This is a genomic window from Novosphingobium mangrovisedimenti (assembly GCF_025153475.1).
GTDB classification, from domain to species: Bacteria; Pseudomonadota; Alphaproteobacteria; order Sphingomonadales; family Sphingomonadaceae; genus Novosphingobium; species Novosphingobium mangrovi_A.
Map to the genome: position 1 here is coordinate 87,396 of NZ_JANZXA010000007.1, position 26,352 is coordinate 113,747.

At 65.4% G+C, this 26,352-nt stretch carries 24 protein-coding genes; 2 read left to right on the top strand and 22 right to left on the bottom strand.

Features of this window, described 5'->3' with window-relative positions; translation table 11 throughout:
- Positions 1-21: 21 nt before the first annotated feature.
- The 18 genes from NZK81_RS11695 to NZK81_RS11780 form a co-directional block, all read right to left on the bottom strand.
- Entirely contained in the window at positions 22-960 is a 939-nt protein-coding gene (locus tag NZK81_RS11695) for a cell division protein FtsQ/DivIB (RefSeq protein ID WP_260046265.1), read from the bottom strand.
- Positions 957-1,910, bottom strand: a complete 954-nt coding sequence (locus NZK81_RS11700) for a D-alanine--D-alanine ligase (RefSeq protein WP_260046266.1) — start codon at positions 1,908-1,910, stop codon at positions 957-959. The genes NZK81_RS11695 and NZK81_RS11700 overlap by 4 nt, the downstream gene beginning before the upstream one ends.
- A complete protein-coding gene (gene murB, locus NZK81_RS11705) occupies positions 1,907-2,797 on the bottom strand; it encodes a UDP-N-acetylmuramate dehydrogenase (protein WP_260046402.1) in 891 nt (296 codons plus the stop codon). The genes NZK81_RS11700 and murB overlap by 4 nt, the downstream gene beginning before the upstream one ends.
- Positions 2,797-3,021, bottom strand: coding sequence for a hypothetical protein (locus tag NZK81_RS11710; RefSeq protein ID WP_260046267.1), 225 nt, complete (start codon positions 3,019-3,021; stop codon positions 2,797-2,799). Before NZK81_RS11710 ends, murB begins: the two co-directional genes overlap by 1 nt.
- Positions 3,018-4,439 (bottom strand): UDP-N-acetylmuramate--L-alanine ligase, encoded by a 1,422-nt coding sequence (gene murC / locus NZK81_RS11715; protein WP_260046268.1) that lies wholly within the window; start codon positions 4,437-4,439, stop codon positions 3,018-3,020. The genes NZK81_RS11710 and murC overlap by 4 nt, the downstream gene beginning before the upstream one ends.
- Positions 4,440-4,539: 100 nt before the next feature.
- Positions 4,540-5,799: an undecaprenyldiphospho-muramoylpentapeptide beta-N-acetylglucosaminyltransferase gene (gene murG, locus NZK81_RS11720; protein ID WP_260046269.1), complete on the bottom strand. Its 1,260-nt coding sequence runs from the start codon at positions 5,797-5,799 to the stop codon at positions 4,540-4,542.
- Positions 5,796-6,983, bottom strand: coding sequence for an FtsW/RodA/SpoVE family cell cycle protein (locus tag NZK81_RS11725; RefSeq protein WP_260046270.1), 1,188 nt, complete (start codon positions 6,981-6,983; stop codon positions 5,796-5,798). The genes murG and NZK81_RS11725 overlap by 4 nt, the downstream gene beginning before the upstream one ends.
- On the bottom strand, positions 6,983-8,338 hold the full coding sequence (murD, locus tag NZK81_RS11730) for a UDP-N-acetylmuramoyl-L-alanine--D-glutamate ligase (RefSeq protein WP_260046271.1): 1,356 nt from the start codon (positions 8,336-8,338) through the stop codon (positions 6,983-6,985). Before murD ends, NZK81_RS11725 begins: the two co-directional genes overlap by 1 nt.
- Before the next feature lie 13 nt (positions 8,339-8,351).
- Positions 8,352-9,422 carry a phospho-N-acetylmuramoyl-pentapeptide-transferase gene (mraY, locus tag NZK81_RS11735; RefSeq protein WP_260046272.1) on the bottom strand — a complete coding sequence of 357 codons (1,071 nt, stop codon included), beginning with the start codon at positions 9,420-9,422 and terminating at the stop codon, positions 8,352-8,354.
- A gap of 17 nt (positions 9,423-9,439) precedes the next feature.
- Positions 9,440-10,924: a UDP-N-acetylmuramoyl-tripeptide--D-alanyl-D-alanine ligase gene (locus NZK81_RS11740; protein WP_260046273.1), complete on the bottom strand. Its 1,485-nt coding sequence runs from the start codon at positions 10,922-10,924 to the stop codon at positions 9,440-9,442.
- A 2-nt stretch (positions 10,925-10,926) separates the two neighbouring features.
- Positions 10,927-12,390 carry a UDP-N-acetylmuramoyl-L-alanyl-D-glutamate--2,6-diaminopimelate ligase gene (locus NZK81_RS11745; RefSeq protein ID WP_260046274.1) on the bottom strand — a complete coding sequence of 488 codons (1,464 nt, stop codon included), beginning with the start codon at positions 12,388-12,390 and terminating at the stop codon, positions 10,927-10,929.
- Complete coding sequence (locus tag NZK81_RS11750; protein ID WP_260046275.1) at positions 12,387-14,171, bottom strand: peptidoglycan D,D-transpeptidase FtsI family protein; 1,785 nt, start codon at positions 14,169-14,171, stop codon at positions 12,387-12,389. Before NZK81_RS11750 ends, NZK81_RS11745 begins: the two co-directional genes overlap by 4 nt.
- A complete protein-coding gene (locus tag NZK81_RS11755) occupies positions 14,168-14,701 on the bottom strand; it encodes a hypothetical protein (RefSeq protein WP_260046276.1) in 534 nt (177 codons plus the stop codon). Before NZK81_RS11755 ends, NZK81_RS11750 begins: the two co-directional genes overlap by 4 nt.
- Positions 14,698-15,672 carry a 16S rRNA (cytosine(1402)-N(4))-methyltransferase RsmH gene (gene rsmH / locus NZK81_RS11760; RefSeq protein WP_260046277.1) on the bottom strand — a complete coding sequence of 325 codons (975 nt, stop codon included), beginning with the start codon at positions 15,670-15,672 and terminating at the stop codon, positions 14,698-14,700. The genes NZK81_RS11755 and rsmH overlap by 4 nt, the downstream gene beginning before the upstream one ends.
- Positions 15,669-16,238 (bottom strand): division/cell wall cluster transcriptional repressor MraZ, encoded by a 570-nt coding sequence (locus NZK81_RS11765; protein WP_260046278.1) that lies wholly within the window; start codon positions 16,236-16,238, stop codon positions 15,669-15,671. The genes rsmH and NZK81_RS11765 overlap by 4 nt, the downstream gene beginning before the upstream one ends.
- Before the next feature lie 465 nt (positions 16,239-16,703).
- Entirely contained in the window at positions 16,704-17,075 is a 372-nt protein-coding gene (locus tag NZK81_RS11770; protein WP_260046279.1) for a hypothetical protein, read from the bottom strand.
- A gap of 40 nt (positions 17,076-17,115) precedes the next feature.
- On the bottom strand, positions 17,116-18,102 hold the full coding sequence (locus NZK81_RS11775; protein ID WP_419181675.1) for a cysteine synthase A: 987 nt from the start codon (positions 18,100-18,102) through the stop codon (positions 17,116-17,118).
- A gap of 94 nt (positions 18,103-18,196) precedes the next feature.
- On the bottom strand, positions 18,197-18,514 hold the full coding sequence (locus NZK81_RS11780; protein WP_260046281.1) for a 2Fe-2S iron-sulfur cluster-binding protein: 318 nt from the start codon (positions 18,512-18,514) through the stop codon (positions 18,197-18,199).
- Between the two features lie 109 nt (positions 18,515-18,623).
- Here NZK81_RS11780 and NZK81_RS11785 point away from each other — a divergent pair, with 109 nt between their 5' ends.
- Positions 18,624-19,241 (top strand): DNA-3-methyladenine glycosylase family protein, encoded by a 618-nt coding sequence (locus NZK81_RS11785; RefSeq protein WP_260046282.1) that lies wholly within the window; start codon positions 18,624-18,626, stop codon positions 19,239-19,241.
- Positions 19,242-19,400: 159 nt separating this feature from the next.
- Here NZK81_RS11785 and NZK81_RS11790 read toward each other — a convergent pair whose 3' ends face one another.
- Positions 19,401-21,116, bottom strand: coding sequence for an FAD-binding protein (locus NZK81_RS11790; RefSeq protein ID WP_260046283.1), 1,716 nt, complete (start codon positions 21,114-21,116; stop codon positions 19,401-19,403).
- 391 nt (positions 21,117-21,507) lie between these two features.
- Between NZK81_RS11790 and NZK81_RS11795 the strand changes: the two genes are divergently transcribed.
- Positions 21,508-23,292: a thiamine pyrophosphate-binding protein gene (locus tag NZK81_RS11795; protein WP_260046284.1), complete on the top strand. Its 1,785-nt coding sequence runs from the start codon at positions 21,508-21,510 to the stop codon at positions 23,290-23,292.
- A 63-nt stretch (positions 23,293-23,355) separates the two neighbouring features.
- Here NZK81_RS11795 and NZK81_RS11800 read toward each other — a convergent pair whose 3' ends face one another.
- The 3 genes from NZK81_RS11800 to NZK81_RS11810 are packed head-to-tail and all read right to left on the bottom strand — an operon-like array spanning position 23,356 to position 26,163.
- Positions 23,356-23,850 carry a YybH family protein gene (locus NZK81_RS11800; RefSeq protein WP_260046285.1) on the bottom strand — a complete coding sequence of 165 codons (495 nt, stop codon included), beginning with the start codon at positions 23,848-23,850 and terminating at the stop codon, positions 23,356-23,358.
- A 45-nt stretch (positions 23,851-23,895) separates the two neighbouring features.
- Entirely contained in the window at positions 23,896-24,462 is a 567-nt protein-coding gene (locus NZK81_RS11805; RefSeq protein WP_260046286.1) for an SRPBCC family protein, read from the bottom strand.
- Positions 24,463-24,465: 3 nt separating this feature from the next.
- Positions 24,466-26,163 carry an FAD-binding protein gene (locus NZK81_RS11810; protein ID WP_260046287.1) on the bottom strand — a complete coding sequence of 566 codons (1,698 nt, stop codon included), beginning with the start codon at positions 26,161-26,163 and terminating at the stop codon, positions 24,466-24,468.
- Positions 26,164-26,352: the final 189 nt, after the last annotated feature.

The window sequence follows — 26,352 nt, forward strand, 5'->3', positions numbered from 1 at the left end:
ATCTCCCTTTCGCCAAGACCATCATTGGTCGCCTGCCTGTGCCGTGTGCGGAACGGCGCCTGCCTTGAGGGCCAGTTCCTTGCCCTCCTCGTCGGGAACGCGCAGGTAGATGCGATCCTTCGCCCGCATGTCGAACGCCGTCACCTTGCCGCCGAGCAGGCGATTGGTGCCGTCGAGCCTCGCGAAGGTGACAAGCGCGCCGGCCGATTCCCGCTCGCCTTCGGGCAAGGCCAGTACCTGCCCGGTGTGGAACGTGAGGTTCCAGCGCCGGTTGCCGATCCATTCCGCTTCCGCCACGCGCGGCTTGAGCGCCGGCGCGGCCTCCAGCAAGCTCGTCAGCGCAACGACCTGCTGGCCCGCGCCGGGACCCGAGACGATCAGCTTGCCCTGCGCGTCCTTGCGGCTGATGGTTTCCAGCTCATGCCCGGTCGCGTCGATCAGCTCGAAATGATCTGCCTTGCGCAGCACCGCGTGCGGCACCCGCTCGACGATGTCGATGACGAGGGTATCGGGCAATTGCCGGGAAACCCGCGCATCCTTGACCCACGAAAGGCCGAGCAGCTCCTGGCGCAGCGCCTCGAGATCGACCAGCGGCATCGCGCGATCACGCTCGGCCAGGGCCTTTTCATAGACCTTGAGCTCGTTGATGTTCCTGACCCCGCGCACTTCGACACGCTTGACCTCGAACCCGGCGTCCGCGGCCATCTGCGCCATCTGGTACCCGGCCATCGTCGGCAGGCCCGCCATCGACGCAACGGCCCACGCCAGCAATGCCGCCCCGCCGAGGATCGCGACAAGGAAGATCCGGTGGAGCTGCTCTTCGGAAAAAGGCAGCCAGCCCATCAGCATGTCGAAGGCGGACCCGGTGCGCGCGCGGGCCGTGCGGACCTTGGCCTTGGTGCCCTGCGCCGCGGCCGCCTTGCGTGCCGTCGTCGCCTTGCGCCGGATGGTCGTGCTCATTTGGCCCCCTTCCGCTTTTCAGCGTCCGCCAATGCTTCCGCGATGATCGCCTCGACGAGATCGGGATAGTCCATGCCGCAGGCCCTGGCCTGTTCCGGCACGAGGCTGAGCGGCGTCATGCCCGGCTGGGTGTTGGTTTCGAGCAGGAACAGCCCTTCCACGCCCTGCGTATCGTCCCAGCGGAAGTCCGAACGACTGGTGCCCTTGCAGCCGAGCACCTTGTGCGCGCGCAGGGCCAGATCCTTGCAGGCCTGCGTGATCTCGTCGGGGATCTCGGCCGGACAGACGTGCTCGGTCATGCCGTCGGTATACTTGGCATCGAAATCGTAGAAGCCGGACTTGGGGCGCAGTTCGGTAACGAGCAGCGCGCGATCACCAATCACCGCCGTCGTCAGTTCGCGCCCGCGGATGTAGGGCTCGGCCAGAAGGTGATCGAATTCCTGCCACGGCCCCTTGGCATCGCGCGCGATCGGATTGCCATAATTGCCCTCGTCGGTGACGATGGCGACGCCGACCGAGGAGCCCTCGTTCACCGGCTTGAGCACATAGGGACGCGGCAGCGGATCGCGCTCGTAGATTTCCTCGCTCGCGACGATCCGCCCGCCCGGCATCGGGATGCCATGCGGCACCAGCGCCTGCTTGGTCAGTTCCTTGTCGATGGCGATCACCGAGGTGGCGAGGCCCGAATGCGTGTAGGTGAGACCCATCAGGTCCATCATGCCCTGCACCGTGCCATCCTCTCCCGGCGCGCCGTGGAGGGCATTGAACACGACATCGGGCTTCACTTCCGCCAGCCGCAGCGCGACGTCGCGATCCATGTCGATGCGCGTGACCTTGTGCCCCTTGCTCTCCAGCGCCTTGGCCACGCCTTCCCCGCTCGAAAGCGAGACCGACCGCTCGTGCGACCAGCCGCCCATCAGGACTGCGATGTGGAGTTTGGGGAGGGTCACTGTCTGCCTACTCTCTGAATTTCCCATTCGAGCGTCACGCCCGAGTTTTCCTTCACGCGCCGGCGCACTTCCTCGCCAAGGGCTTCGATGTCGCTGCTGGTGGCTTCGCCGGTGTTGATCAGGAAGTTGGTGTGCTTTTCCGAAACCTGCGCACCGCCCAGTTGCAGGCCCCGGCACCCGGCCTGATCGACGAGCTGCCAGGCCTTGTGACCTTCGGGGTTCTTGAAAGTCGAACCGCCGGTCTTGCTGCGCAGCGGCTGCGAGGCCTCGCGGCTGGCGGAGATGCGGTCCATCTCGGCCTGGATCGCCGCAGGTTCGCCGGGGCGCCCGCGAAAGCGCGCGGCGACGACGATGGCGCCTCCGGGCAGTTCGGAATGGCGGTAGGTATAGCCAAGATCCGCGTTCTGCAGCGTCGCCAGCGAACCATCGCGCAGCACCACGTCGCAATCGACGAGGATGTCCTTCACCTCGCCGCCATAGGCTCCGCCGTTCATCCGCACGAAGCCGCCCACGGTGCCCGGGATCGAGCGCAGGAATTCAACGCCTGCAATGCCGTTGTCGCGCGCCGTCGAGGAGACGAGGATGCCCGAAGCCCCGCCGCCGCACTCGAGCGTAAGCGCATCGACCGGCGTGACCTTGGCAAAGGGCTTGCCCAGCCGAACCACGACGCCCGGCACGCCGCCGTCGCGCACGATCATGTTGGAACCAAGCCCCAGCGCCATGACCGGCGTGGCCGGATCGAGATCGCGCAGGAAGCCCTGCAGGTCAGCCAGATCCTTCGGCTCGAACAGCCACTCGGCCGTGCCGCCGGACTTGAACCAGACGAGCGGGGCCAGCGGCGCATCGGCCGTCAGCTTACCGGAAACGGAAGGGAGCACCTGCACCATCAGAACCGCCACATCCCCAGCCACGACCATTGCGCCTTGGCCAGTTGCTCGGCCGCCTCGATGGCCTTGCGGTTGGCGTCTTCCAGCTTCTCACCCGCCTCTTCGGCCCGTTCGGGATCGACCGAGGCCTGCGTGGCCTCGATATAGGCCTGCATGGCCTCGATCTGCTTGCGGTGCGCCTCGGCAACCGCCTCGATCCAGTCGACGGGGTTAAAAAGGCTCACGTTGCCCTCCGTGACCGGATCGCCCCGGCAAGGCCCGCGGCCCACTTGGTGATGTCGCCCGCGCCCAGGCACACGATCATGTCGCCCGGCTGTATGGTGTTCGCAAGTGCATCGGCCAGAGCATCGGGGCCCTCAATGACTTGCGCCGAACGGTGCCCGCGCGATTTCATGCCCGCGACCATGGCCTCGCTGTCGAAGCCCTCGATCGGCTTTTCGCCCGCGGCATAGACCGGCGTTGCATAGACCACGTCGGCATCGTTGAACGCGCCCTGGAAGTCCTCCATGTGATCGCGCAGGCGCGTATAGCGGTGGGGCTGGACAACGGCGATGACCCGTCCCTTCACGCCTTCACGGGCCGCCGCGAGCACGGCGCGGATTTCCACGGGGTGGTGGCCATAGTCATCGATCACCGTAACGGCACCGCCATCCACGGCCACTTCGCCGACCTTGGTGAAGCGGCGCTTGACCCCGCCGAATTTGGCAAAGCCGTTCTGGATCACGTCATCGGCGCAGCCCATTTCCACCGCGACACCCACGGCGGCGAGTGCGTTCTGGACATTGTGGCGGCCGGGCATCGGCAGTTCGATGCCCTCGATCCGGCGGAAGCTGCCGTCGCGCTGGCGCAGCGCCACGTCGAAGCGGTTGCCGCCCGGGATCGGGGTCACGTTCTCGCCGCGAATGTCGGCCTGCGCGGAAAAGCCGTAGGTCACGACGCGGCGGTCGCGGACCTTGGGAATGATCGCCTGCACTTCGGGATGGTCGATGCACAGCATCGCCGCGCCGTAGAAGGGCACGTTCTCGATGAATTCGACGAAGGCTTCCTTGACCCGGTCGAATGAACCGTAGTGATCGAGGTGCTCGGGATCGATGTTGGTGACGACGGCCAGCGTGCCGTCGAGCCGAAGGAACGAGCCGTCGCTCTCGTCCGCCTCGACCACCATCCAGTCGCTCTCGCCCAGGCGCGCGTTGGAGCCGTAGGCATTGATGATGCCGCCGTTGATGACCGTGGGATCGATACCGCCCGCATCGAGCAGCGCCGCGATCATCGAGGTGGTGGTCGTCTTGCCGTGCGTGCCAGCCACGGCCACGGTGTTCTTGAGGCGCATCAGCTCGGCGAGCATCTCGGCGCGGCGCACGACCGGAATGCGATGCTCCAGCGCGTAGACCACCTCGGGATTGTCGCGCTTGACCGCCGTGGAGGTAACGACCACCGCCGCCCCTTCCACGTTCTCGCCCGAATGGCCGATCATGACCTTGATGCCGCGCGCGCGCAGCCCCTCGACGACATAGCCCTCGGCAATGTCGGAGCCCTGCACCGAATAGCCCAGGTTGTGCATGACCTCGGCGATGCCCGACATGCCGATGCCGCCGATGCCCACGAAGTGGATCGTGCCGATGTCCGTGCCGACGCCCTTCATGCCAGCCCCCCGTGGCCACCAACGTGCTTCGACCAGCTCGGCACGAGCGGGTTTCGGAAATTCATGACAAAGGTCCGCTCATCCTGAGCTTGCCGAAGGATCACTGCGCGCGCTCCATCGCAAGTGCCTCGGCACCGGTCGCGGGCACGGCATTGTTCATGCGGATCACATCCATGATCGGCGGCGCGCCAAAGCTCTCAACAAGGTCGGCGAGGTCCTTCGCGGCATTGGGATAGCCGCAGTTCCACGCAGCATGCGCGGCATTGGCCAGCGAGGCGGGGTTCTTCGCGATGGCCTGGATCTGCAGGCACACGTCCTTGGCCATCCGCTGGAAGATCTCCGTCTGCTCCCTCAGCAGTGCATTGCGTGCGTCGCCCTTACGGTCCTCGGGATTTTCCGTCGTCACCCGGGGCTGGCGGATCACGCGCGCACCGCCCGCAGCGACGATTTCGCGCGTGTTGGCCGACTGGTGGTCGTCGGTCGCATAAGGCAGCGGAATGAGAATCGCCGGGCGGCCCACGGCAGTCAGTTCGGCAATGGTCGAAGCGCCGGCACGGCCGATAAACAGATGCGCCCCGGCCAGCCGCTCGGCCATGTCCTCGAAATAGGTCGCCAGTTCCGCCGGGATGCCATGGCCGGTATAGCGCGCGCGCACCGCGTCGATGTCTTCGGGGCGGCACTGCTGGATCACCTGCAGGCGCGAGCGCAGCGCCGGCGGCAGCATCGCGAGCCCATCGGGCACGACTTCGGACAGCACCCTCGCGCCCTGGCTTCCACCCGTCACGAGGATACGGAAAAGGCTGTCCTCGGTGAAATCGGGGAATGCCTGATCGCGCAGCGTCAGCACATCCGCACGCACGGGGTTGCCGACAAGCGTGACCTTGTCCTCGTACTTCGGATCGAGCCGGTCGACCTGTTCGAAGGAGGTCGCGATCGCGTCGACCTTGCCGGCGAAGTAGCGGTTCACCCGCCCCAGCACCGAGTTCTGCTCATGCAGCACGGTCGGGATCTCCGCCGCGTTCGCAGCGAGCAGCGTAGGCATGGCCGGGTAGCCGCCAAAACCGATGACCGCCGAGGGCTTGAACGTCTCGAACAGGCGCAGCGCCATCGAGCGTCCCTGCAGAACGCCGCGCACGCCTTTCAGCCAGCCGAGAGGGTTCCTGCCCGCGATGCGGCCCGGCGGCAGCACGTGCGATGTCAGGTAGTCCGGCTTTCCCGGAATCGCCGCACCGCGCTGATCGGTGATCAGCGCGACGTGGTGGCCCCGCTCGTGCAGTTCGGCTGCCAGCGCGAAAGCGGGGATGAGGTGTCCGCCGGTTCCGCCGGCGGCGAGAACATAGTGGCGGGAAACCTGGCTCATTGAAAATCTCCGATGGCGCGCAGCGAAAAGGTCTCGCGCTGAATGTACGGATTGCGCCGGGTAATCGCCAGCAGAAGCCCCATGCACAGGCACATCGCAACCGTGGATGAACCGCCGTAGCTGATGAGCGGCAAGGTCATGCCCTTGGACGGGAAAAGCTGCAGATTGACGAGAATGTTGATGAATGCCTGACCGCCGAACTGCGCGGCGAAGCCCGAAGCGGCAAGAACGGTAAACAGGTCCTCTTCCTCGACCAGCCGCAGGACCACCCGGATCAGGATCGCGAGATAGAGAACCACGATGGCCATGCATGCAAGCAGGCCGAATTCCTCGCCGATGACCGAGAAGATATAGTCGGTATGCGCCTCCGGCAGCGCCAGCTTGCGCGTCCCCATCCAGAAGCCCAGCCCGGTCCACCCCCCGTTCAGCAAGGTCCGCTGGGCGAGATCAACCTGGTCGAAGGCCGTGCCGCCGAACAGGAAGTTGTCAATGCGGTTACGGCCGTTGTCGTACGTGAAATACATCAGGACGAGCCCGACGAGCCCCACCCCGAAGAAGATGCCGATGCGCCTGATGTCGATGCCCGAAAGCAGGATCAGCACCAGGAACGTGCCGGAAAACAGCATGGTCGAACCGAAATCGGGCTGCAGCATCAGCAGCGCCCCGAGCAGCCCCATAACGCCGAAGCAGATGCCCACTACAGGGATTTGCGGATCGCGCGCACGCCAGGACAGGATCCAGGCGAGCAGGATTGGGTACCCTGCCTTCAGGAACTCGGAAGGCTGCAGCGAGATGCCGAAGCGCAGCCAGCGGCGCGCGCCGTTGACCTCCGATCCGATGAAGGGAACCAGCACGAGCGCGGCCAGCATCGCCGCGCCCAGCAGGATGCCGAACCGGCGCGCGTTGTCCTTGCCGAGGCTTGATGCCCACGCCAGGGCCCCCAGGCCGAGCAGCTGCCAGCGCATGTGCAGGTAGAAGAAATAGAGATCCGGCAGCTTTTCGTGCGCGGTCGAAAGGCGGCGCGCGCTCGCCGGCGAACTGGCCGCCACCGCCACCGCGCCGATCGCCATCAGGATCAGCACCAGGATCAGGGTGCCGCGGTCGATCTCCTGCCACCAAACCGCGAGCCGGCTGCGCCGGTTGCGGTTGTAGCGGGCTGCCGCCGAAGCGTGAGCGGTGGCCATCAGGCTTTCACCTCGGCCTCTTCGTCAGACGCAAGCAGCGCCTCGACGATCTGACGGAAGGCCTGCCCACGCGCCTCGAAATCGCGGAACTGGTCGAAGCTCGCGCACGCAGGCGAGAGCATCACGATGTCCCCCGGCTTGGCTTCGGCCATCGCCTGCCGGATCGCTTCGGCCATCATTTCGGAACGATGGACATTGGTGTAGGGCGCCAGGATCTCGGCAAAGCGGGGGCCGGCATCGCCGATCGTGTAGGCGGCGGCGATATTCCCGAAATAGGGCGCGCACTCGTCCAGATCGTCCCCCTTGGGCAGCCCCCCGAGTATCCAGTGGATGCGCGGATTCGGATCGGGCGGGAACGCGGCAATGGCCGGCGCGGCGGAAGCCGGATTGGTGGCCTTGCTGTCGTTGATGTAGATGACGCCGTTGGCCTCGGCGACGCGTTCCATGCGGTGGGGCAGCCCGCGAAAGTTGCGAAGCGCCTTCTTCCATTGCGCTTTCCTGATCCCCAGCGCCTCGACGACGGCGACGGCGACCGCGGCATTCTGCAGGTTATGCGGCCCCTGCAGCGACGGCCAGTCGCGCTGCAGGTCGGCAAGGTCGCTCCCGTCGACGAGGCGGACCAGCCCGGCCTCGCGGCGCGCGGCCTCGATCCGCGCAATGGCACGGGTTTCGCGATCGGAGGTGCCGAAGACCGCACGGCGTTCCTTGCCCTGCATCTCGAACAACCGGGCCTTGGATGCGGCATAGCCTTCGAAGCCGTCATAGCGGTCGAGGTGATCGGGCGTGATGTTGAGCAGCGCTGTCACGTCGCAGTCGAGGCTCTGCGTAAGATCGATCTGGTAGCTCGAAAGTTCGAGCACATAGACACCGCCGGCAGGCAGCGGATCGGTGGTCAGGATCGGCACGCCGATATTGCCGCCCATCTGGGCCGGCACGCCCGCGACGCCGAGAATATGATGGACCAGCGAGGTCGTGGTCGACTTGCCATTGGTTCCGGTGATGCCGACGACGCGGTGTTCAGGCAGGCTTTGGCGCGCGATCGCGAAAAGCTCTATGTCGCCGATGACCGGGACACCGGCGCGTGCGGCCGCTCCGGCAATGGGATGGCGGTTGAGGGGAATGCCCGGGGACACGACCACGCCGTCATAACCGGAGAGATCCGCGAAAAGCGGATCGGCCAGTTCGACTTTACCGCAATCGGCCCATTCGCCCAGGGCCTGCCGCGGTTCGTCGCGGCTGTCCCAGGCCATCACGTGCGCCCCGCTCTTCACCAGCGTCGCAACGGCGGCCTGCCCCGAACGGGCAAGGCCGAGGACCGCGTAACGCTTTCCGGCAAAGGCGGGAGAAACGATCACGCGCCTTCCCTCCCTATCGCAGCTTCAGCGTGGAAAGGCCGATCACCGCGAGGACGATCGAGATGATCCAGAAGCGGATGACGACGGTCGATTCCCGCCAGCCCTTCTGCTCGAAATGGTGGTGGATGGGCGCCATGCGGAACACGCGCCGCCCGGTGCGCTTGAACCAGAACACCTGGATAATCACCGAGACCGCTTCGAGCACGAACAGGCCGCCGACGATGGCCAGCACGATCTCGTGGTGCGCGGAAACCGCGATGGCCCCCAGCGCGCCGCCCAGGGCCAGCGAACCGGTATCGCCCATGAACACGGCAGCCGGCGGGGCATTGAACCACAGGAAAGCCAGTCCGGCCCCCATGATCCCGGCGCAGAAGATAGCAAGCTCACCCGCGCGCGGGACATGGGGAATGCCAAGATAGGTCGCGTAGTCGACGCGACCGGCCAGATAGCAGATGATCGCGAAAGTGCCCGCCGCGATGATGACCGGCATCGTCGCCAGCCCGTCGAGCCCGTCGGTCAGGTTCACCGCGTTGCCCGCACCGACGATCACGAAGGCGGCGAAGACGTAGTAGAACGGCCCCAGCGGAATGTACCGACCCGACAGGAACGGCACGTAGAGATTGGTGTTGAGCTGGCCCACGATGAGCCACGCCGCGATCCCCGCTACGACGAATTCCAGCAGCAGGCGGATCTTGCTCGACAAACCCTTGTGGCTGCTCTTGGAGACCTTGTCGTAGTCATCCATGAAGCCGATCACGCCGAAGCCCACGGTCACCGCGATACAGGCCCAGACGAAGGGATTGCTCATGTCCATGTAGAGCAGCATGGACAACACCAGCGAAGTGAGGATCATCAGTCCGCCCATCGTCGGCGTACCGCGCTTGGCAAGGTGGGTCTGCGGCCCGTCCTCGCGGATCGGCTGCCCCTTGCCCTGCCGCACGCGCAGCATGTTGATGAACCTGGGGCCGATGAGGAGCCCGATCAGCAGCGCCGTCATCAGCGCCGCGCCGGAGCGGAACGACTGGTAGCGAAAGAGGTTGGCAAGCCCCTCGAAATTCAACCACTCTGCGATGAGATATAGCATTTTGCGGGGGAGCCCCCCTACCCTTCCTGTCTGCCAAGTGCCGTCACGAGGGAAGCGAGCCCTACCGAATTCGATCCCTTGACCAGGATGGCATCGTCCCGTTCAAGCCCGAATGCACGCAAGGCATCGACAGCTTCCCCCACAGTAGCGCAATGGGCGAAGGGCACCGGTTTGCCAAGCTCCTCCGCCGCCGATTTCCCCAGTTCCCCGGCAAGCGCCGTCATCTCCTCGCCGACCAGCAGCGCATAGTCGACGCCGGCCTCGCGGATCGGTTCGGCAAGCGCGGCGTGATAGTCGGGACCGTGGCTGCCCAGCTCCTTCATCGCGCCCAGCACGGCAATGCGGCGGCGCGCGGGCGTGCGGCCGAGCTGCGCCAGCGTCGCGCGCATGGAGGCGGGGTTGGCGTTGTAGCTTTCGTCGATCAGCAGCGCCTTGCGCTGCCCGTTTTCATCGGGCTCGCCGCCAGGCACGTCGATCTCCAGCCGCGCGCCGCGTCCCGCCAGACCGCCCATTTCGGCAAGAGCGACCCCGGCCGCGCCAAGGTCACCCTTGACCGCGCGCACGGCAGCCATGACCGCCAGCGAATTGATGACCTGATGCTCGCCCGGCGCCGCGACGGTATAGCAGACGCGGCGGTCGCCCATGTCCACCGTCACCAGCGAACCGCCGCCAATGGCCGAAACGGTATCGAGCAGGCGGACGTCCGCCCCCTTCGCCTTGCCGAAGGAAACGACGTGAGCACCGCACCGCAGCGCCGCCTTGCGCAGCCGCTCGAAATGCGGGCTGTCGGCCGGGATCACGGCCGTGCCGCCCCGCTCCAGCCCCTGGAAGATTTCCGCCTTGGCCTCGGCAATCGCCTCTTCGGAACCGAGCATCTCGATATGCGCGGGCGCGATGGTGGTGATGACCGCCACGTTCGGGCACACCTGGCGGGTCAACGCCGCGATCTCGCCCGCATGGTTCATGCCCATTTCGAACACGGCAAAGCGCGCGCGGCTCGGCGTGCGGGCAAGGCTGAGCGGCACCCCGACGTGGTTGTTGTAGCTCTTGACCGAACGGTGCGCATCGCCCCGGCTGGCGCGGTCGAGCGCGGCGAAGATCATTTCCTTGACCCCGGTCTTGCCGACCGAACCGGTAACACCGATCACCGGACCACGCGTGCGGGCGCGCGCCGCGGCGCCCAGCCGCACGAGCGCCTCCATCGTGTCGTTGACGAGAACGTGCGGTCCGTCGACCGGGCGGTCCACCACCACGGCCGCGGCGCCCTTGGCGAAAGCCATCTCGACGAAGCGATGGCCGTCGGTGCTTTCACCCTTGAGCGCGAAGAACAGGTCGCCGGGCTGGACGTCGCGGCTGTCGATCTCGACGCCCGACACCGTGAACTCGGCATTGGCCGTACCCTTGACCGCGCGGGCGATCGAAACCGCATCCCACAGGACGTGCGGGTTCTCCTCGGTCGCTTCGACAGGCCAGTCGAGAATGCGGGCAACGGCTGCGTTCATCGTCATTTACCTCCCAGCGTACCGGCCATTTCCCTGGCCACGGTAACATCGTCGAATGGCAGCACGCGCAGGTTCTCGCCGCTGCCGATGATCTGACCCTGTTCGTGCCCCTTGCCGGCGATGAGGACGATGTCCCCCGCCCCGGCCTCGGCAAGGGCGGCGCCGATTGCTTCGCGCCGGTCGCCGATCTCGCGCGCGCCTTCCGTCATGCCGGCCAGAACCATCGCGCGAATGGAGGCCGCGTCTTCCCCGCGCGGATTGTCGTCGGTGACGATGGCAAGCTCCGCGCCCTCGCTCGCCACCCGGCCCATTTCCGGCCGCTTGCCCTGATCGCGGTCGCCGCCCGCGCCGAACACCACGATCAGCCGTCCGTTCACATGCGGACGCAGCGCCGCGATTGCGGCTTCAAGCGCATCCGGCGTATGCGCATAGTCGACATAGACCGGAGCACCGACCGGGCAAATCGCTGCCCGTTCCAGACGACCGCGCACGGTGACCAGGCGCTTCATCGCATCGAAGGTCAGATGCGCATCGCCGCCCGTCGAAAGCACCAGCCCCGCCGCAACGAGCGCGTTGGCCGCCTGGTAGGCGCCGATCAGCGGCAGATCGATCACGCGCGTCCTGCCCGCATGCTCGATCTCCAGCTTCTGCCCGAGCCCGCCCGGCGTGCGGCCGAGCAGCCTGATGTCCTCACCTTGCGTACCCACTGTAAAGATCTGCAACCCACGCGCCTTCGCGTGCCCGATCGCCTTTTCCGACCAGGCATCGTCCGCCCAGATCACCGCCGTCCCGCCGTCAACCACAACTTCGTCGAACAGACGCATCTTCGCGGCGAAATACGCATCCATCGTCGCGTGGTAGTCGAGATGGTCCCGGCTCAGGTTGGTGAAGGCCCCGGCACTGACGCGCGGCCCCTCGATGCGGTATTGCGACAAGCCGTGGCTGGACGCCTCGTAGGCGACATGGGTCACGCCCTCGCGGGCCAGCCCGGTGAGATTGGCGAGGAACGTGACGATGTCCGGCGTCGTCAGCCCGGTCGACACCGTCTCGTCGCTCGTTGTCACGCCCAGCGTGCCGATCGAGGCCGCGCGCTGTCCGGACATGCGCCAGATCTGACGGGTGAGTTCGACGGTCGACGTCTTGCCGTTGGTTCCGGTGACAGCCACCAGCGTTTCCGGCACCGGCGTGAAGAAGGGCGCGGCGAGACGGGCGAACAGGCAACGCGGCTCGTCATCCGCAAAGTGCGCCGCGCCGTCCACGTGCGCCCCGGGGGCCGCGACGACGGCGACCGCACCGGCTTCCACGGCAGCGGCGATGAAGTCCTCGCCATTGAACTTCGCGCCCTTGAAGGCCCCGAACACGGTGCCCGGCGCCACCTTGCGGTGGTCGATCGCAAAGCCGGTCACGTTCGCGTCCGGCCCATCGAAGGCGATGCCGGCGGAGGCACAGAGAGAGGAGAGCTTCATTCGCCGTTAGCTTTGCTGACTTCCTGGGGGATCAGGGGTTTGAGATCGGAAATGTCGATATCGCGCGTCTCGTCGGGCATGATGCCCAGCAGCGGGCCGATGCGCGGCACCAGCCGGCCGACCGCCGGCGCCGCGTTCCAGGCCGCAGTGCGCTGGTACGAGGTTGCCGGCGTGCCCTGCGGCTCGTCCATCATGGCAACGACGACATAGCGCGGCTCGTCCATGGGAAAGACCGCGGCGAATGTCGTGATCAGCGCATGACGGCGATAACCGCCCACGCCCGGCTTTTCGGCCGAACCGGTCTTGCCGCCGATGCGAAAGCCCGGCGCGTCCGCCTTGCGGCCGGTGCCGTACTCCACGATCATGCGCAGCAACTGGCGGATACGCGCGCTGGTAGCCGCCGAAAACACGCGGCGACCGGCGGGAACGTCGGCCGGATCGAGCTTCTTGAGGGTCGCCGGACGCCAGATGCCCCCGTTCACGAGCGCCGCGTAGGCCCCCGCGAGGTGCAGCGGGGTAACGGCGATGCCGTGCCCGAAGGAAACCGTCATCGTGCGCAGCCGCGGCCATTTGCCCGACGGCCAGATCGGGAAGCCGCGCGCCGGCAGCTCGATCGCGGGGCGCTCGTTCATCCCCAGCGTTTCCATCGTCTTCTTCATGCGCACGCCGCCCAGTTCGTCGGCGATCTGGGCAGTGACGATGTTAGAGGAATGGATCAGCGCCTCGGGCACGTTGAGCGAGGGACCGAGGTCCTCGTCGTCGTGGATCGTGAAACGCGCGACATGCAGCGGCTTGGCCGGCCAGCGGCGGCCGAGGTCGGTAATCGTCCCGGCATCAAGCGCCGCCGCAACCGTGATCGGCTTGAAGGTGGAACCCAGTTCGTAGACCTGGTTGGTCACGCGGTTGAAGCCGTGGGGAACCTCGCCCTTCCTGGCTTCCGCGTCGGAGACCATCATGTCGTCGGGCTTGACGTGGTTGGGATCGAACGACGGCAGCGAGGCCAGCGCCAGCACTTCACCGGTATCGACGTCGAGCACCACGCCGCCGGCCCCCTTGGCACGGCTGAGCACCATGGCCTTGCTCAATTCGTCTTCCAGCGCGCTCTGCACGCGGAAATCGATCGAAAGCACCGAGGGGTCGGTCCGGCCCGCCGTGCTGGTCAACTGCTTGTCGAAGGCCTCCTCCATGCCGACCTGCCCCTTGCCGTAGCTGTCGACATACCCCAGCACGTGCGCGGCTAGCGAACCCTGGGGATAGAAGCGCGTCGTCTCGCGCGGATACTCGAGCGCCGGTTCGCCGAGGGCATGGACCTTGTTGGCCTCCTCGGGAAGAATGGACTTGCGCAGGTAGCCGGCCTTGCCCGAAGCCAGCCGGGCGATGACTTCGCCGCGGTCAAGATCGGGAAAAATGCGGACAAGACCGTCGGCGATTTCGTCCGGGGTATGGATCAGCGGCGAACCCTCGACCATCGCCTTGGGATTGAACCACAGCGAATAGACGCGGAAATCGCGCGCCAGCGGCACACCGTTGCGATCGACGATTTCGCCGCGATCGGGAATCAGCGCATCGCCCAACTCGCCGCGATGCGTCGTAACGCCGGTAGCGCCCAGATAGCCGATACGCCCGAGAGCACCGACCCCGACGAGAGCAAACACGCCCAGCACCCACAAGGTACGCAGCTTGGCAACCAGCAGCGTGCGCTGCCGGACATTGACGAGCTTGCGCCGCCCCGTCGAGACCGTGGTCGGGAACGTTCCGATCGGGAGTGCGGCTGCATTCACTGCTGGCCAGCCTCCGCGACTTCGATGCGGGCAAGCCGCTTGCTGAGTGCAGCAGCGTCGCGCTCCAGGGCCTCGCGCTCGGGATCGCTCGCATTCACCGCAGGCTTGGGCAGCGCCGCGGCAGTGGCGCCGGCAACCGGCGAAACCATCGCCAGCAGCGTCGAGCCGGTTTCATGCGACACCGGCCGCTCGGCATTGGCATAGCGAATCGGCTCCGGCGCACCGGGACCGGCCGCCTTGCCCAGCGCGGCCAGTTGACGCTCGCCCTCGATGTATTGCCCGGCAACCGGGGCCTTGTAGCCGAACTCCAGATCGTTGAGCTGCTTCAGAGCCTGCTGGTTGGAGCGGGTCTGGAACTCGGTCTGAAGAAAATCGATGTCCTGCTGCACCCAGACGATCCGCTTTTCCGTGTCGTGAACCTGACTCTTCACTGCATTGACACGCAGCGTCAGCGCAATCGTCAGCGCACCACATACCAACAACACCGTGGCCCAGCCGATCGAACGGACGCGATCGCTTGTGAGGTTCATGCTGCACTCCTCTGGGTATCTCGGGCTGGGGCATCTGTGCGCACGGCGCTGCGCAGGGTCGCGGAACGGGAACGCGGATTGACGGCAAGCTCGGCCTCGCCCGGGCGCACGGCCTTGGCGACCAGCTCGAACGTGGGAGCGCTGGCAGGCGCGACCTGCGGCAGGTGACGCGAGATGGTCTGCCCGGCGCCACTGGCATCGCGCAGGAAGCGCTTGACCTTGCGGTCTTCCAGACTGTGGAAGGTCACGACGGCAAGGCGCCCGCCGGAACGCAGCAACCGCTCCGACGCGGCGAGCCCGACGTCAAGTTCGTCGAGCTCGCCGTTCACATGGATGCGGATGGCCTGAAAGCTGCGGGTCGCAGGATCCTTGGGGGCGCCCGGCCTGTATCCCAGCGCCTTGCGCACCACGCGGGCCAGTTCGCCGGTGGTCGTCAACGGCCGGGCGGCAACGATGGCACGGGCGACGCGGCGCGACTGGCGCTCCTCGCCGTAGAGATAGAGCACGTCGGCGATTTCGGCCTCATCGGCCTCGTTGACGAAATCGGCGGCCGAGAAGCCTTCCTGGCTCATGCGCATGTCGAGAGGGCCATCGGACGCAAAGGCAAAGCCGCGATCGGCCTGATCCAGCTGCATGGAGGACACGCCGATATCCATGACGATACCGTCGACTTCCTCGACGCCCACCTCGGCCAGTCCCTCGACCATTTCCGAGAAACGGCGCGGGTGGAGCACGAGGCGAGGTGGATTGCTCGTCAGTTCGGGCCACTTCGCGGGATCGGCGCGGATCGCCGCGATCGCATCGGGATCGCGGTCGAAGGCGTGCACGGTCGCACCCGCATCGAGCAGGCGCCGGGTGTATCCGCCCGCACCGAGCGTCGCATCGACGATGCGATCGCCGCCCTGGGGGTTCAGGGCGGCGACCACCTCCTCAAGGAGCACGGGGATATGGGGAGCCTCGGCGGTGCTCATTTCTTCTTCGCCTTGGCCAGTTCCTTGGCCGCCAGCGAGCGGCAGGCGGTCTGTGCCATCCGCCAGCCGTCGTCCATCGCGTAGAGTTGCTCGGGCGCCCAGGCCGTGAAGAACTTGCCGTTGCCGCGGAAGTAGAGCTGATCGCTCACCCCGCCCAGCGCGGCCAGATCCTCGGGCAGGACGAAGCGGCCGCTGCCGTCGAACGGCACGTCGTAGGAAGAGTACATGTCGCTGGCGAGCTTATCGCCATCGAAGCCGGTATTGCCGGAACGCAGCGCGACCTCCTGCAGCTTCTCAAGTTCCTCGCCGAACTCGTTGATACGCGAGGCGCCGAAGCCGATCAGGCAGGGCCAGCGGTCGTGCATGGTCAGATAGACCACGTCCTTGCCGCTCGATTCGCGCACGGTGCCGCGAAACACGTTGGGCAGCACGAAACGGTTCTTGTCGCGTTGCAGCGAAAAGCCCTGTCCGTTGTAAATGAATGGCTGCCCCGCCATGCCGCCCCGCTTCATTCCCAAGGTACGCGTCTCGAGAATGACCGCACCCACCCCCAGCCGCACACGCATGCAGCAGGGCTCCGCGCCCACACGAGACGCGACGAGACTCAGCCATTCCGATTGACTGCTTTCATATAACGGGAAATTCGGGGATTAAAGGGAAATATGGGGATCAGCGGGAATTTATCCACCAATTCGCTCGAAACCCCACGGAAAGCAGGACGGAACCGGACTTCACATGAATACGGAATTCCTACTATTTATAATATAAATCAATATGTTGGTTATAATTTTAAGTCAGCATCGTCCTCCCCCCGCCTCATCCCCACTTCGTGCCCATATTCCGCCCAAATGACGCCCAAACGCCCATGCGGCGACGCACGCGCTCATGCCGCTCCCCACATTTCCCCAAAAGCCGCAAGGCTCCGGCACTGACGCGAAAACACGATAGATTCCACCCCAGACACGGACATCCATCAGGGGATGCGGACGGGACCTTCCCCGAATTTCCCCAAAAGGGAAAACGACGGTGGATTAAGGGCGCGCCAACGGGTCGGCGACGGCATCGCTGCTCCGGGGCGGCTGGGCCGCCGGCGCAAGCACCCGCGTCGGGGCGGGTGTCGGGCTCGGATCGGCTGCCGGAACGACACCGATGTCGGCCAGGGGATCGCTGGCCGCCTTCTTCGGCCTGGCATCGGCGGCGACCACGTCATGGATCGGATCTTCGGTATCGGCCAGCCTGGCGCGATCCATGATGATATTGGCGAGACCGACGAGCAGCAGCATCGCACACAGCCCGAACAGGCCTACCTGCAGCCGATGCACCGCCTGCGCGCGAAGCTCGCGCGAACCGGGCGCCGCATAATGCTGGGCGGTCGTGATCGGTTCAACCAGACCAGTGGTCATTTGGGGCGGATGCTGTCCTGCCATCGGCGGGACTTCTACCTCAGCTTGCCAGCCAGGGGAAGACCGGGAGGCCCTTTGTCTCGAGCCAGGCCGGATTGTAGAGCGAGGACAGGTAGCGGAAACCGGTGTCGCACAGGATCGTCGCGACACGCGATCCGGGCCCCAGCTGCTTGCCGAGCATCACCGCACCCGCGACATTGATGCCCGAGGACAGGCCCAGGCACAGGCCCTCCTCGGACAGCAGGCGCCGGACCCATTCGAGCCCCTCCTCGTCGGAGATGCGGAACTGCGTATCGATCGGCGCACCTTCAAGATTGGCCGTGATCCGCCCCTGCCCGATCCCTTCGGCGACCGAGGACCCTTCGGCCTTGAGCTCGCCGTGCGCATAGTAATTGTAGAGCGCAGCGCCATACGGATCGGTCAGCGCGATCGTGATATTCTCGTCGAAAGCCTTGAGCCCCATGCCGGTGCCGGCGATCGTTCCGCCCGTGCCGGCAGCGCAGGTAAAGCCGTCGATGCGGCCTTCCAGCTGCTCCCACAACTCCGGCGCGGTGCTTTCGATGTGAGCCTTGCGGTTGGCGATATTATCGAACTGATTGGCCCAGATCGCGCCTTCGGTCTCTTCAGCGATTCGCCGCGAGGTATGGACGAAGTGCCCCGGATTGGAGAACGGCGCGGCCGGGACCAGCACCAGTTCCGCCCCCAGCGCGCGCAGCGTGTCCATCTTCTCGCGCGACTGCGTCTCGGGCATGACAATAACCGTCTTGTAGCCCAGGGCATTGCCCACCAGCGCCAGGCCGATGCCGGTGTTGCCCGCCGTCCCCTCGACAATCGTGCCGCCGGGCTTGAGCGTACCCTTCGCCTCGGCGTCGCGTACGATCCACAGCGCCGCGCGGTCCTTCACCGAGGCGCCGGGATTGGCGAACTCGCACTTGCCCCAGATCTCGCAGCCGGCCGTCTCGCTCGGCCCCTTGAGCAGGGCGAGCGGCGTATTCCCGATGAGATCGAGCGAGGAGCGTTTGGGCATGGTTACGGTCATGCCGGGAGAATTAGGAAGTACGGACGCAAGGCGCAATCGAATTGCGCCTTACCCCCGACAAGTCAAACTTCCAGCGCGCCGGTCAGTCTTCCTGCGCGATCGTGACCTTGCAGCCCTCGAGCGTGGCAGTCACGGGGATCTGGCACGACAGGCGCGAATATTCGTTGCGGTGCTCGGAGCTGTCGAGCAGGTCGTTCTCGTCCTCGCTCATCGCCGGCAGCTTGTCCATGAAGGACGGATCGATGTGAACGTGGCAGGTCGCGCACGAGCAGCAGCCGCCGCACAGCGCGAGAAGTTCGTCAAAGCCGTTGTCGCGGATGACTTCCATAAGGGTGCGACCTTCACTGGCCTCGACGCTCGATTCTTCACCCGACTGATTGACGACGATAATCTTCGGCATGCTCTAGGGTCCTCTTTGATACACCATGTATCATAAATGCGGCGGTATGCACGTTTGCCGCAGGCTGCTAAAGCCTGCAACCCTCTTTTGCAAGGTAGCCGAGACACGAATGGGCCTGACCAGCGACCAACTCAAATCCGGGCTCGACGCCATCGCCGCAGCCGAACCCGCCATGGCGCGCGCGCTGGACGTCGCCGGCTACCCGGAACCGCGTATCCGCCCGACCGGATACGCCACCTTGCTGCGCACGATCGTGGGCCAACAGGTCAGCGTGGCGGCGGCGACTTCGGTGTGGAACCGGCTCGAAGCCCTGCTGGGCGAAGGCCTGCCGCCGGACGCCCTTCTTGCCGCCGATTTCGAAACGCTGCGCGGCTGCGGCCTCTCGCGCCAGAAGCAGGGCTATGCGCGCTCGCTGTGCGAGCTCGTCGTCGCCGGCGCACTCGACCTGGACGCCCTGCCCGCCGACGACGAGGAGGCCATCGCCCAGCTCGTCCGGATCAAGGGCATCGGGCGCTGGTCGGCGGAGATCTATCTCCTCTTCGCCGAGGGACGCGCGGACATCTGGCCAGCCGGAGACCTCGCCGTCCAGGCCGGACTGCACAAGATCCTGGGGCTGGAGGAACGTCCGAGCGAGAAGCACACGCGCGAACTCGCCGAATCGTGGCGCCCGCACCGGGGCGCGGCGGCCATCTTCACCTGGCACTGCTACAACAACCCGGCGCTTTGACGGGCATGCCCGGGCACTAGGACGGATCGACATTCAGAAGATGGCGAGCCGAAATGGTGTTTTTACGGGATCCGGAGCGCAGCGTACTTTTAGTACGTGAGCACCGGAAGCACGGAAAAGCGCCATTTGCAGGCCGTCAGGGCTGAATGTCGATCCGTCCTAGTCCAGCGCACCCGCAGCAATGGCCTTTTCCAGCAGATCGCTGGGGGCGCCGGCGGCATGCCGTCCGGCGAGGTAACCATGCGTGATGCCCCTGGCGTTGGACATGCCGCTTTGCATGACCGCCCCGCTGTCGAGGCGCGCGACCGAGTTTCCGGCAAGATAGAGGCCATCGATCACGTCCCCGTCCCAGCCCACGGCGCGGCAATGTTCATCGACGACGATACCGGCGGAGGCAATGCCGGAACTGGCAAGGCGATGTAGCGGAACCGCATAGAACGGCGCCTTGAGCAGCGGGCCGAGGTTGGGATTGGGCTCGTGGAAGCGGTCGCCGCTCATATAGGCACCCCAGATCATGCTGCCGCGTCCGAACTCCGGGTCCTCGACAGCTTCGCAATAGCCGTTGAACCTGCGCACCGTCTCCTCGAGACCCTGCGCGTCGATCCCGGTACGGGCGGCCAGTTCCGACAGGGAATCGGCGGTAACACCCACTTCCTCGGGCAAGGCGTCTCCGGGCATGATCGAGGCGAGCGGGTACTTTTCACGCGCCTGGCTATCGAGCACGAGCCAGCAGGGAAAGTTCGGGTGCGTCTGGGTAGCTCCGTCGATGTCGTCCACCGCGAAGTAGAGCGAACGGTAGAAGGCCTCGTTGGCGAAACGCGCGCCGGTGCTGTTGACGACGATCGAATGGGGCAGGCCGGCAAAGGCCATGGCATTGCGCCAGAGCGGCACGCCATCCTGCAGTTCTTCCCCCGGGATCTTGAAACCGAGCATGGTAACATCGGGTACGCGCGCCACCCGCGCACCGAACTTTCCGGCAAGACGCAAATGCGCGCCATCGACCTCCGGCATGATCACCGATTGCACGTCGAGTTGCTGACCCAGCGTCTTGGTGAAGACAGGACTGCGCTCGTAGCTGCTCACCGCCACCACGACCCCGCGGTTGGCCCTGACGAAGATCTCCTGCCCGTCCTTGCGCGCCCGAACGCCGACAACGCGCTGGCCGTCACCGATCAGGCCCGTGACTTCGACGCCCGTATGCATCGGAATACCGCGATCGAGCGCGCCCTTCACGAAATAGCACACGAGCCCCGAACCCAGGCAGCGCTCGTCCTTCCGCAAGCGTTCGGCGAGGACCGAGAAGTCCCAGTTGCGGATGTTCGCCGATCCTCCGTTGCGGAAGATGTCCTCGTGCGTAAGGCCGTACATAACGTGGGGCGAGACGCGCGTGCGCGCTTGCCATTCGCCCAGCGCTTCCGCCGCGAACGGCTCCACTTCAAGCAATCGCCCTTCCGCAAGGCTGTCATTCGAATAGCCGTAATAGTAGTCCGGGCAATCGCGGATCACGGTCATCTTCAGGCTGATCGCCCGCTCGAAATAGGCCATCACGGCAGGGCCATGGACCGCCTGGTTGAGGATGGTGACATCATTGGCATAGCCCAGCCCGAGGCGCTTGACGTAGCGCAGCCCACTCTCGATCGAATCCTCTATGCCGAGCGCCTTTTCCAGATGGTTGCCGGGCACCCAGACTTCCCCCAGCGAATAGGCGGTTACGCCGCCGACCTGATCGGTTCGCTCAAGCACCATGGCACTCGCGCCATGGTCGACGGCCGTGATCGCCGCGGCAAGACCGCCCCCCCCGGAACCGACGGCAACGACATCCGCCTCCATATCCCATTCGGCCGGCAGGTTTTCGATGATCTTCGTGTCATTCATTGGCTTTTATCCGGTAGATTCATCAATGACGGACAGACCCGGCACAGGATTGCCGATACCGACATGCGAGCCCGCCTCCACTCTCCCAAGGGGCTGGATCACAATAAGTCACCCGTATCGTTTCAACTGCCAGAAGCGCTATCGCGTGTCACGGAGATTCTGCCCGATGCCGCCCCATGCCCAGCACCCGGACCGGCCACGGCGTGAGCGCCTTTTCGATGCGCCCGCCTTTTCCCGAGCGCATCGTCGAATGCGAATCCCGGCGTGAAACGCATCGGGCGCCAAACACCCCGCCTCGCTCAGCCGACGGACTGCAAGCCGGCAATATCGTGCCAGCAGAGTTCCCATGGCGAACCTTGTGTTTCGGGCAGGGGCGCTGCAAGTTTCGGCCATGACACAGACAATCCAGGACCGCATTCTCGATCTCGTCCAGGCCGAGAACATCGACACACTTTTCGGCATCCCCGACCCCAGCTTTTTCGGGCTGTTCATCGAGGCCGAAAAACGCGGTATCGAGATCGTATCGCCACACCACGAACAGGCGGCCGCGCTGACTGCCGACGGGCATTTCCGCATGACCGGCAAGCCCGCCGTGCTCTGCGTGAACAAGGGCCCCGGCGTCGCCAACATCGCGGCCGGCGCCAACTTCCTGCGCAAGGAAAACGTGCCCGCCGTGTTCATCATGGCACAGCGCCAGCGTTTCTACGAACAGCGCGTGCGGCGCGGCAAGATGCAGTACATGAGCCAGCCGCCCATGTTCGACGGCGTGATGAAGTACGTAGGCGTCGTCGAATATCCCGAGCAGCTCGACGAGATCTTCCACGAAGCGTTCCGCCAGGCGGTAAGCGGCGTTCCCGGGCCGACCTACATCGAACTTCCGCTGGGCATCATGCAGGCGAAATTCGACCTGCCGCCCGCCCCGCCGCCGCATCGCTACCGCATGGTACGTCAGCGCGCGGACGACCTGGGCATTGCCGAAGCGGTCGAACTGCTGCGCGGCGCGAAGAACCCGGCACTCCTGCTCGGCCAGGGCGGCTTCGTGAGCCGCGCGCACGACATGCTCGGCGTGCTGGCCGCGAAGCTTTCGTGCCCAATCCTGCTTTCGAACGCGGTAGAGGCCGTGCTGCCGGGCATGGAAGATCGCACGTTCGCCTACAGTTCCGATGCCGGTGCGCAGATCGCGGCGCAGTCTGATGTCGTTCTCGCCATCGGCACGGAGCTGGGCGAGGCGCTCAACTACGGCCGCGGACATGCCTGGAAGGAAGGCGACGCAACGCGCAAGTGGATCTACATCGAGCGTGACGCGCTGGCCATCGGCGTCAACCGGCCGATCGACGTGCCGCTCGTCGGCGACCTGCGCGACGTGGTCCCGCAACTGACCGAGGCTCTCGGCGACCTGCAGCGCGACCTTCCGGCAAAGCTGCCCGAATGGACCGCCCTGCGGGACTCGGCCAAGAAGGCCCTGGAGGATCGCATTCCCACCACGTCATGCCCGATCCACACCGGCCGCGTCGCGATCGAAGCGACTCGCGCGTTGCCGGAGGATACGATCCTGGTACGTGACGGCGGCGCCTCCAGCATGTGGTTTTCGGCGCTTCTGCAGTTCACCCCGCGCGATGCGATGTGGAGTTCCAACTGGGGCGCGATCGGCAACGGCCTTCCCATGGCGCTGGGCGCGCAGCTTGCCGTGGGCGACAAGCGCCGGGTTGCCCTGCTCACCGGCGACTCCGCGTTCCTGTTCCACATCTCCGAACTCGAAACGGCGGTGCGCAAGAACCTGCCGCTCATCTGCATCGTTGCCGTAGACCATGCCTGGGGCATCGAGGCCGCGTCCTACAAGGCGAACTTCGGCGACAACACGCCAACGCCCGAAGCACGCTGGGGCAATTCGGTCCGGCTCGACCTCACCGCCCAGAGCTTCGGCGCATACGGCGAATACGTGGACAAGGCCGAGGACATCGCACCGGCCGTCGAGCGTGCTCTGGCTTCGGGCAAGCCCGCGGTAATCCACGTCGAGGTCGACCAGGCCGCCAACAGCACGTTCGCCGGCATCCCCGGCTTCCTCGAATTCCGTAACTGGTTCGGCGAAGAAGGCGATTTCCTCGGCGTGCCGGGCGCCGCCCCGGCGCCCACCGCCGGTGGCGGCGGCTCTACCGAGAACAGCAGCGGCTACTGAGATCGCGGCAGAACGGACCGCGCGGGGCCAGGCGGCATGCCGTCCCGCCCCGCCGCGATCCCGTCAGTTGCTCTGAAGCGAGAGCATCAGCTTCATGAAATCGTCTTCTCCGATCAGCGCCGACTTCGGCGCGAATTCGGAGAAGAGCCAGTCGCCGTCGGGCTGGCGCCTGCAGGTCATGCGGCAGTCGGCGATCATCGAGGGGCCCTTCAGCCCGCTGGCCGGCGCGGCCCCTTCGGCGGCATAGTTGACGTTGGTGAAGTGGATATAGGCGTTGTCGTCGTCGATCAGTTCGACGCGCACGTTGAGGAAGGTGTGACGCCCGGTACGCGCGCCGTCCTTCTGGTACTTGGCGACGTTCTCGTTGCGCGTTTCATAGAACTTCACGATCGCATCGCGCGGCGTGATGCGGTTCGGACCTGCCACGAAGGTCGCATCCTCGGTGTAGAACCGGTCGATATTACGGGAATCGTTGTGGTCCAGCTCGGCCGCGAAATCATAGAGCAACTGCTCCAGTTCATAGGCCAGAACCAGCTGCTCGGGGGTGAAACGACGCATATTTCCGCTACCTCATTGTCTTGTGTTCTGTGAACGCCCGAGGCGTCAGCGCAGTTCGCTGCTGCGGCGATGGAACAGCGCCTTCCATAGCGATTTCAGCCAGCCTGCAAGCGCGGCAAGCCCACCCGATTTGGCTGCCTGCCCGGCAGGCGGTACGCTCGTCGTGACTCCGTTGACCTCCTCAATTCGGCCCTTGAGCTGCTCGGCAAAGCCCTTCGCGAATTTCGGCAGAACCGGGCCGCCCATGGCCTCCCACATCGGCGCCATCGGGCCGGTGCCGGCGACTTTCACGTGCAGGGTCATGTCGGTCTGCCCCCCGTCCGCAGGTGCCGCGAGGTAGGAGCCGCTTCCGGTCACCGGATCGCCCTCCAGTTCGAAGGTAAAATCCACCCGCTCCGGCCCTGCCCATTTCTCGACATGGACCCGCACCTTGACCGTGCGGATCATGGCGCCGACGCCGACTTTCAGGATCCAGCGCGAATTGTCCTCGTCCTCGATCTCGCAGGACTGGTAGCCGGGCATGATGCTGGCCCAGCGTTCGAAGTTCTTCGCATAGTCCCAGGTCGCATCGATGTCGCATCCGACAAGGACGGTCTGTGTCGTCTCGATCATGTCCTAGATCCCCATGCGCTGGATTTCGCTGTCCAGCAGGTCACTCGGGTCGCCGGCGGCGTGACGCGCGGCCAGCCAGCCGTGCGTCATGCCGCGTGCATTGGAGATGCCGCTCTGCATGACGGCACCGGTCTCCATCCGCGCGACCGAATTGCCCGCCACGTAGAGCCCGTCGATCGGATTGCCCGACCAGTCGAGCGCGCGGTTGTGCTGATCGGTCAGCAGGCCCGCCGGGGGAATACCGCTGTCACCGATACGCTTCAATTCAAGCGCATAGAACGGGCCCTTGGCAATGGTTCCGAGGTTGGGGTTGGGCTTGTTGAAGGGATCGCCGCACATCCAGTGGCTCCACACCCGCTCGCCGCGCCCGAAATCGGGGTCCGCGCCCTTTTCGGCATGTTCGTTGAACCGTGCGACCGTGGCCTCCAGCCCCGCCACATCGACGCCGATCTTCGCGGCGAGTTCGGACAGCGTATCGGCGCTGGGGCCGAGTTCCTCGGGCCAGTCCTGATCGGGCAGGATCGGGCCGATCGGGTATTTGCTCTTGGCCTGGCTGTCGATGATCATCCAGCACGGGAAATTGGGATGGGTCTGGTCCTTGCCGTCGATCACATCGATGGTGAGGTAGAACTGGCGATAGAAGGCCTCGTCGCCGAAGCGCTTGCCCGCGCGGTTGACGACGATGATGTGCGGCTGGCCGATGGCCTGCAGCGCACTGCCCCACAAGGGCGCGCCTTCCGCATCCTCGGCATTGGGCACGGGGAAGCCGAGCGAGGCAATGTCGGGGACGGCGGCGACCTGTGCGCCGAACGGTCCGGCCAAGCGGAAGTGCGCGCCGTCGACGGTGGAGAACACGATTGAGCCCAGATCGAGCTGCTGGCTCAGCGTCTTGTTGAAATGCTGGTTGCGCTCGTAGCTGCTGACCGCGAGCACGACGCCGCGCCTGCCCTTCACGTAGACGTCCTTGCCGTCCATCTGCGCCCGCACGCCCACGACCCGTGAGCCGTCCCCGATCAGTTCCACGACATTGGCGCCGGTATGCATGGGAATGCCGCGGTCGAGCGCGCCCTTGACGAAATAGGCCGCCAGCCCCGCGCCGAGGCAGCGCACGTCGTTGGTGAGACGTTCGCCCATGAGGGCGAAATCCCACTTCATCATATTGGCGACGCCGCCGTTCACGAAGATGTCGTGATGAGTGAGCGCATAGGGCATCGTCGGCGAAACGCGCGTGCGCTGCTGCCAGTCGCCCAGCGAGGAGGCCTCGAAGGGCTTGCACTCCAGCATCCGCCCCTCGGCCACGCAATCGTTGTTGAGGCCATAATAGTAATCCGGGCAATCGCGGATCACCTGCATCTCAAGCCCGATGGTATCCTCGAACCAGCGCAGCGCCTCGCGCGCATGCACCACCTTGTTCAGGATCGCCGCATCGGTGCCGTAGTCCATCGACAGGCGCTTGAGATAGCGAAAGCCGCTATCGACCGAATCGTCGATGCCCAGCTCTGTCGCGTGGTGGTTTCCGGCCACCCAGACCTCGCCCATCGACAGCGCCGTCACGCCGCCGACCTGATCGGCCCGTTCGAGCACAATGGCGCTCAGCCCCTGCTCATGCCCGGTAATCGCCGCCGACAGGCCGCCGATCCCCGACCCGATCGAGACCAGATCGACTTCAATATCCCACTTTTCGGGAAGATTCCGAAGCACCGCCTGTCCTCTCCAATCTTATGTTTTCTTCGCCGGACAACAGGCGTGACGCCGTTGTCCGGAAACCTTGACGAACAACCAAAGAAACCCGACTCGTTTCATACGAACCTACTGAACATCGCAAATCGGAGCCGGGTTCCGCAGCACGCCAACATTTGTTACCCAGACCGTTCTAAAGTCAAGAAGCGG

Bases quoted from the DNA above. Each gene is read 5' to 3' on its own strand.
- NZK81_RS11695 (WP_260046265.1), bottom strand. From the start codon at position 960: ATGAGCACGACCATCCGGCGCAAGGCGACGACGGCACGCAAGGCGGCC.
- murB (WP_260046402.1), bottom strand. From the start codon at position 2,797: ATGGTGCAGGTGCTCCCTTCCGTTTCCGGTAAGCTGACGGCCGATGCG.
- murC (WP_260046268.1), bottom strand. From the start codon at position 4,439: ATGAAGGGCGTCGGCACGGACATCGGCACGATCCACTTCGTGGGCATC.
- murG (WP_260046269.1), bottom strand. From the start codon at position 5,799: ATGAGCCAGGTTTCCCGCCACTATGTTCTCGCCGCCGGCGGAACCGGC.
- NZK81_RS11725 (WP_260046270.1), bottom strand. From the start codon at position 6,983: ATGGCCACCGCTCACGCTTCGGCGGCAGCCCGCTACAACCGCAACCGG.
- mraY (WP_260046272.1), bottom strand. From the start codon at position 9,422: ATGCTATATCTCATCGCAGAGTGGTTGAATTTCGAGGGGCTTGCCAAC.
- NZK81_RS11740 (WP_260046273.1), bottom strand. From the start codon at position 10,924: ATGAACGCAGCCGTTGCCCGCATTCTCGACTGGCCTGTCGAAGCGACC.
- NZK81_RS11745 (WP_260046274.1), bottom strand. From the start codon at position 12,390: ATGAAGCTCTCCTCTCTCTGTGCCTCCGCCGGCATCGCCTTCGATGGG.
- NZK81_RS11755 (WP_260046276.1), bottom strand. From the start codon at position 14,701: ATGAACCTCACAAGCGATCGCGTCCGTTCGATCGGCTGGGCCACGGTG.
- rsmH (WP_260046277.1), bottom strand. From the start codon at position 15,672: ATGAGCACCGCCGAGGCTCCCCATATCCCCGTGCTCCTTGAGGAGGTG.
- NZK81_RS11765 (WP_260046278.1), bottom strand. From the start codon at position 16,238: ATGCGTGTGCGGCTGGGGGTGGGTGCGGTCATTCTCGAGACGCGTACC.
- NZK81_RS11770 (WP_260046279.1), bottom strand. From the start codon at position 17,075: ATGACCACTGGTCTGGTTGAACCGATCACGACCGCCCAGCATTATGCG.
- NZK81_RS11775 (WP_419181675.1), bottom strand. From the start codon at position 18,102: ATGCCCAAACGCTCCTCGCTCGATCTCATCGGGAATACGCCGCTCGCC.
- NZK81_RS11780 (WP_260046281.1), bottom strand. From the start codon at position 18,514: ATGCCGAAGATTATCGTCGTCAATCAGTCGGGTGAAGAATCGAGCGTC.
- NZK81_RS11785 (WP_260046282.1), top strand. From the start codon at position 18,624: ATGGGCCTGACCAGCGACCAACTCAAATCCGGGCTCGACGCCATCGCC.
- NZK81_RS11790 (WP_260046283.1), bottom strand. From the start codon at position 21,116: ATGAATGACACGAAGATCATCGAAAACCTGCCGGCCGAATGGGATATG.
- NZK81_RS11795 (WP_260046284.1), top strand. From the start codon at position 21,508: ATGACACAGACAATCCAGGACCGCATTCTCGATCTCGTCCAGGCCGAG.
- NZK81_RS11800 (WP_260046285.1), bottom strand. From the start codon at position 23,850: ATGCGTCGTTTCACCCCCGAGCAGCTGGTTCTGGCCTATGAACTGGAG.
- NZK81_RS11805 (WP_260046286.1), bottom strand. From the start codon at position 24,462: ATGATCGAGACGACACAGACCGTCCTTGTCGGATGCGACATCGATGCG.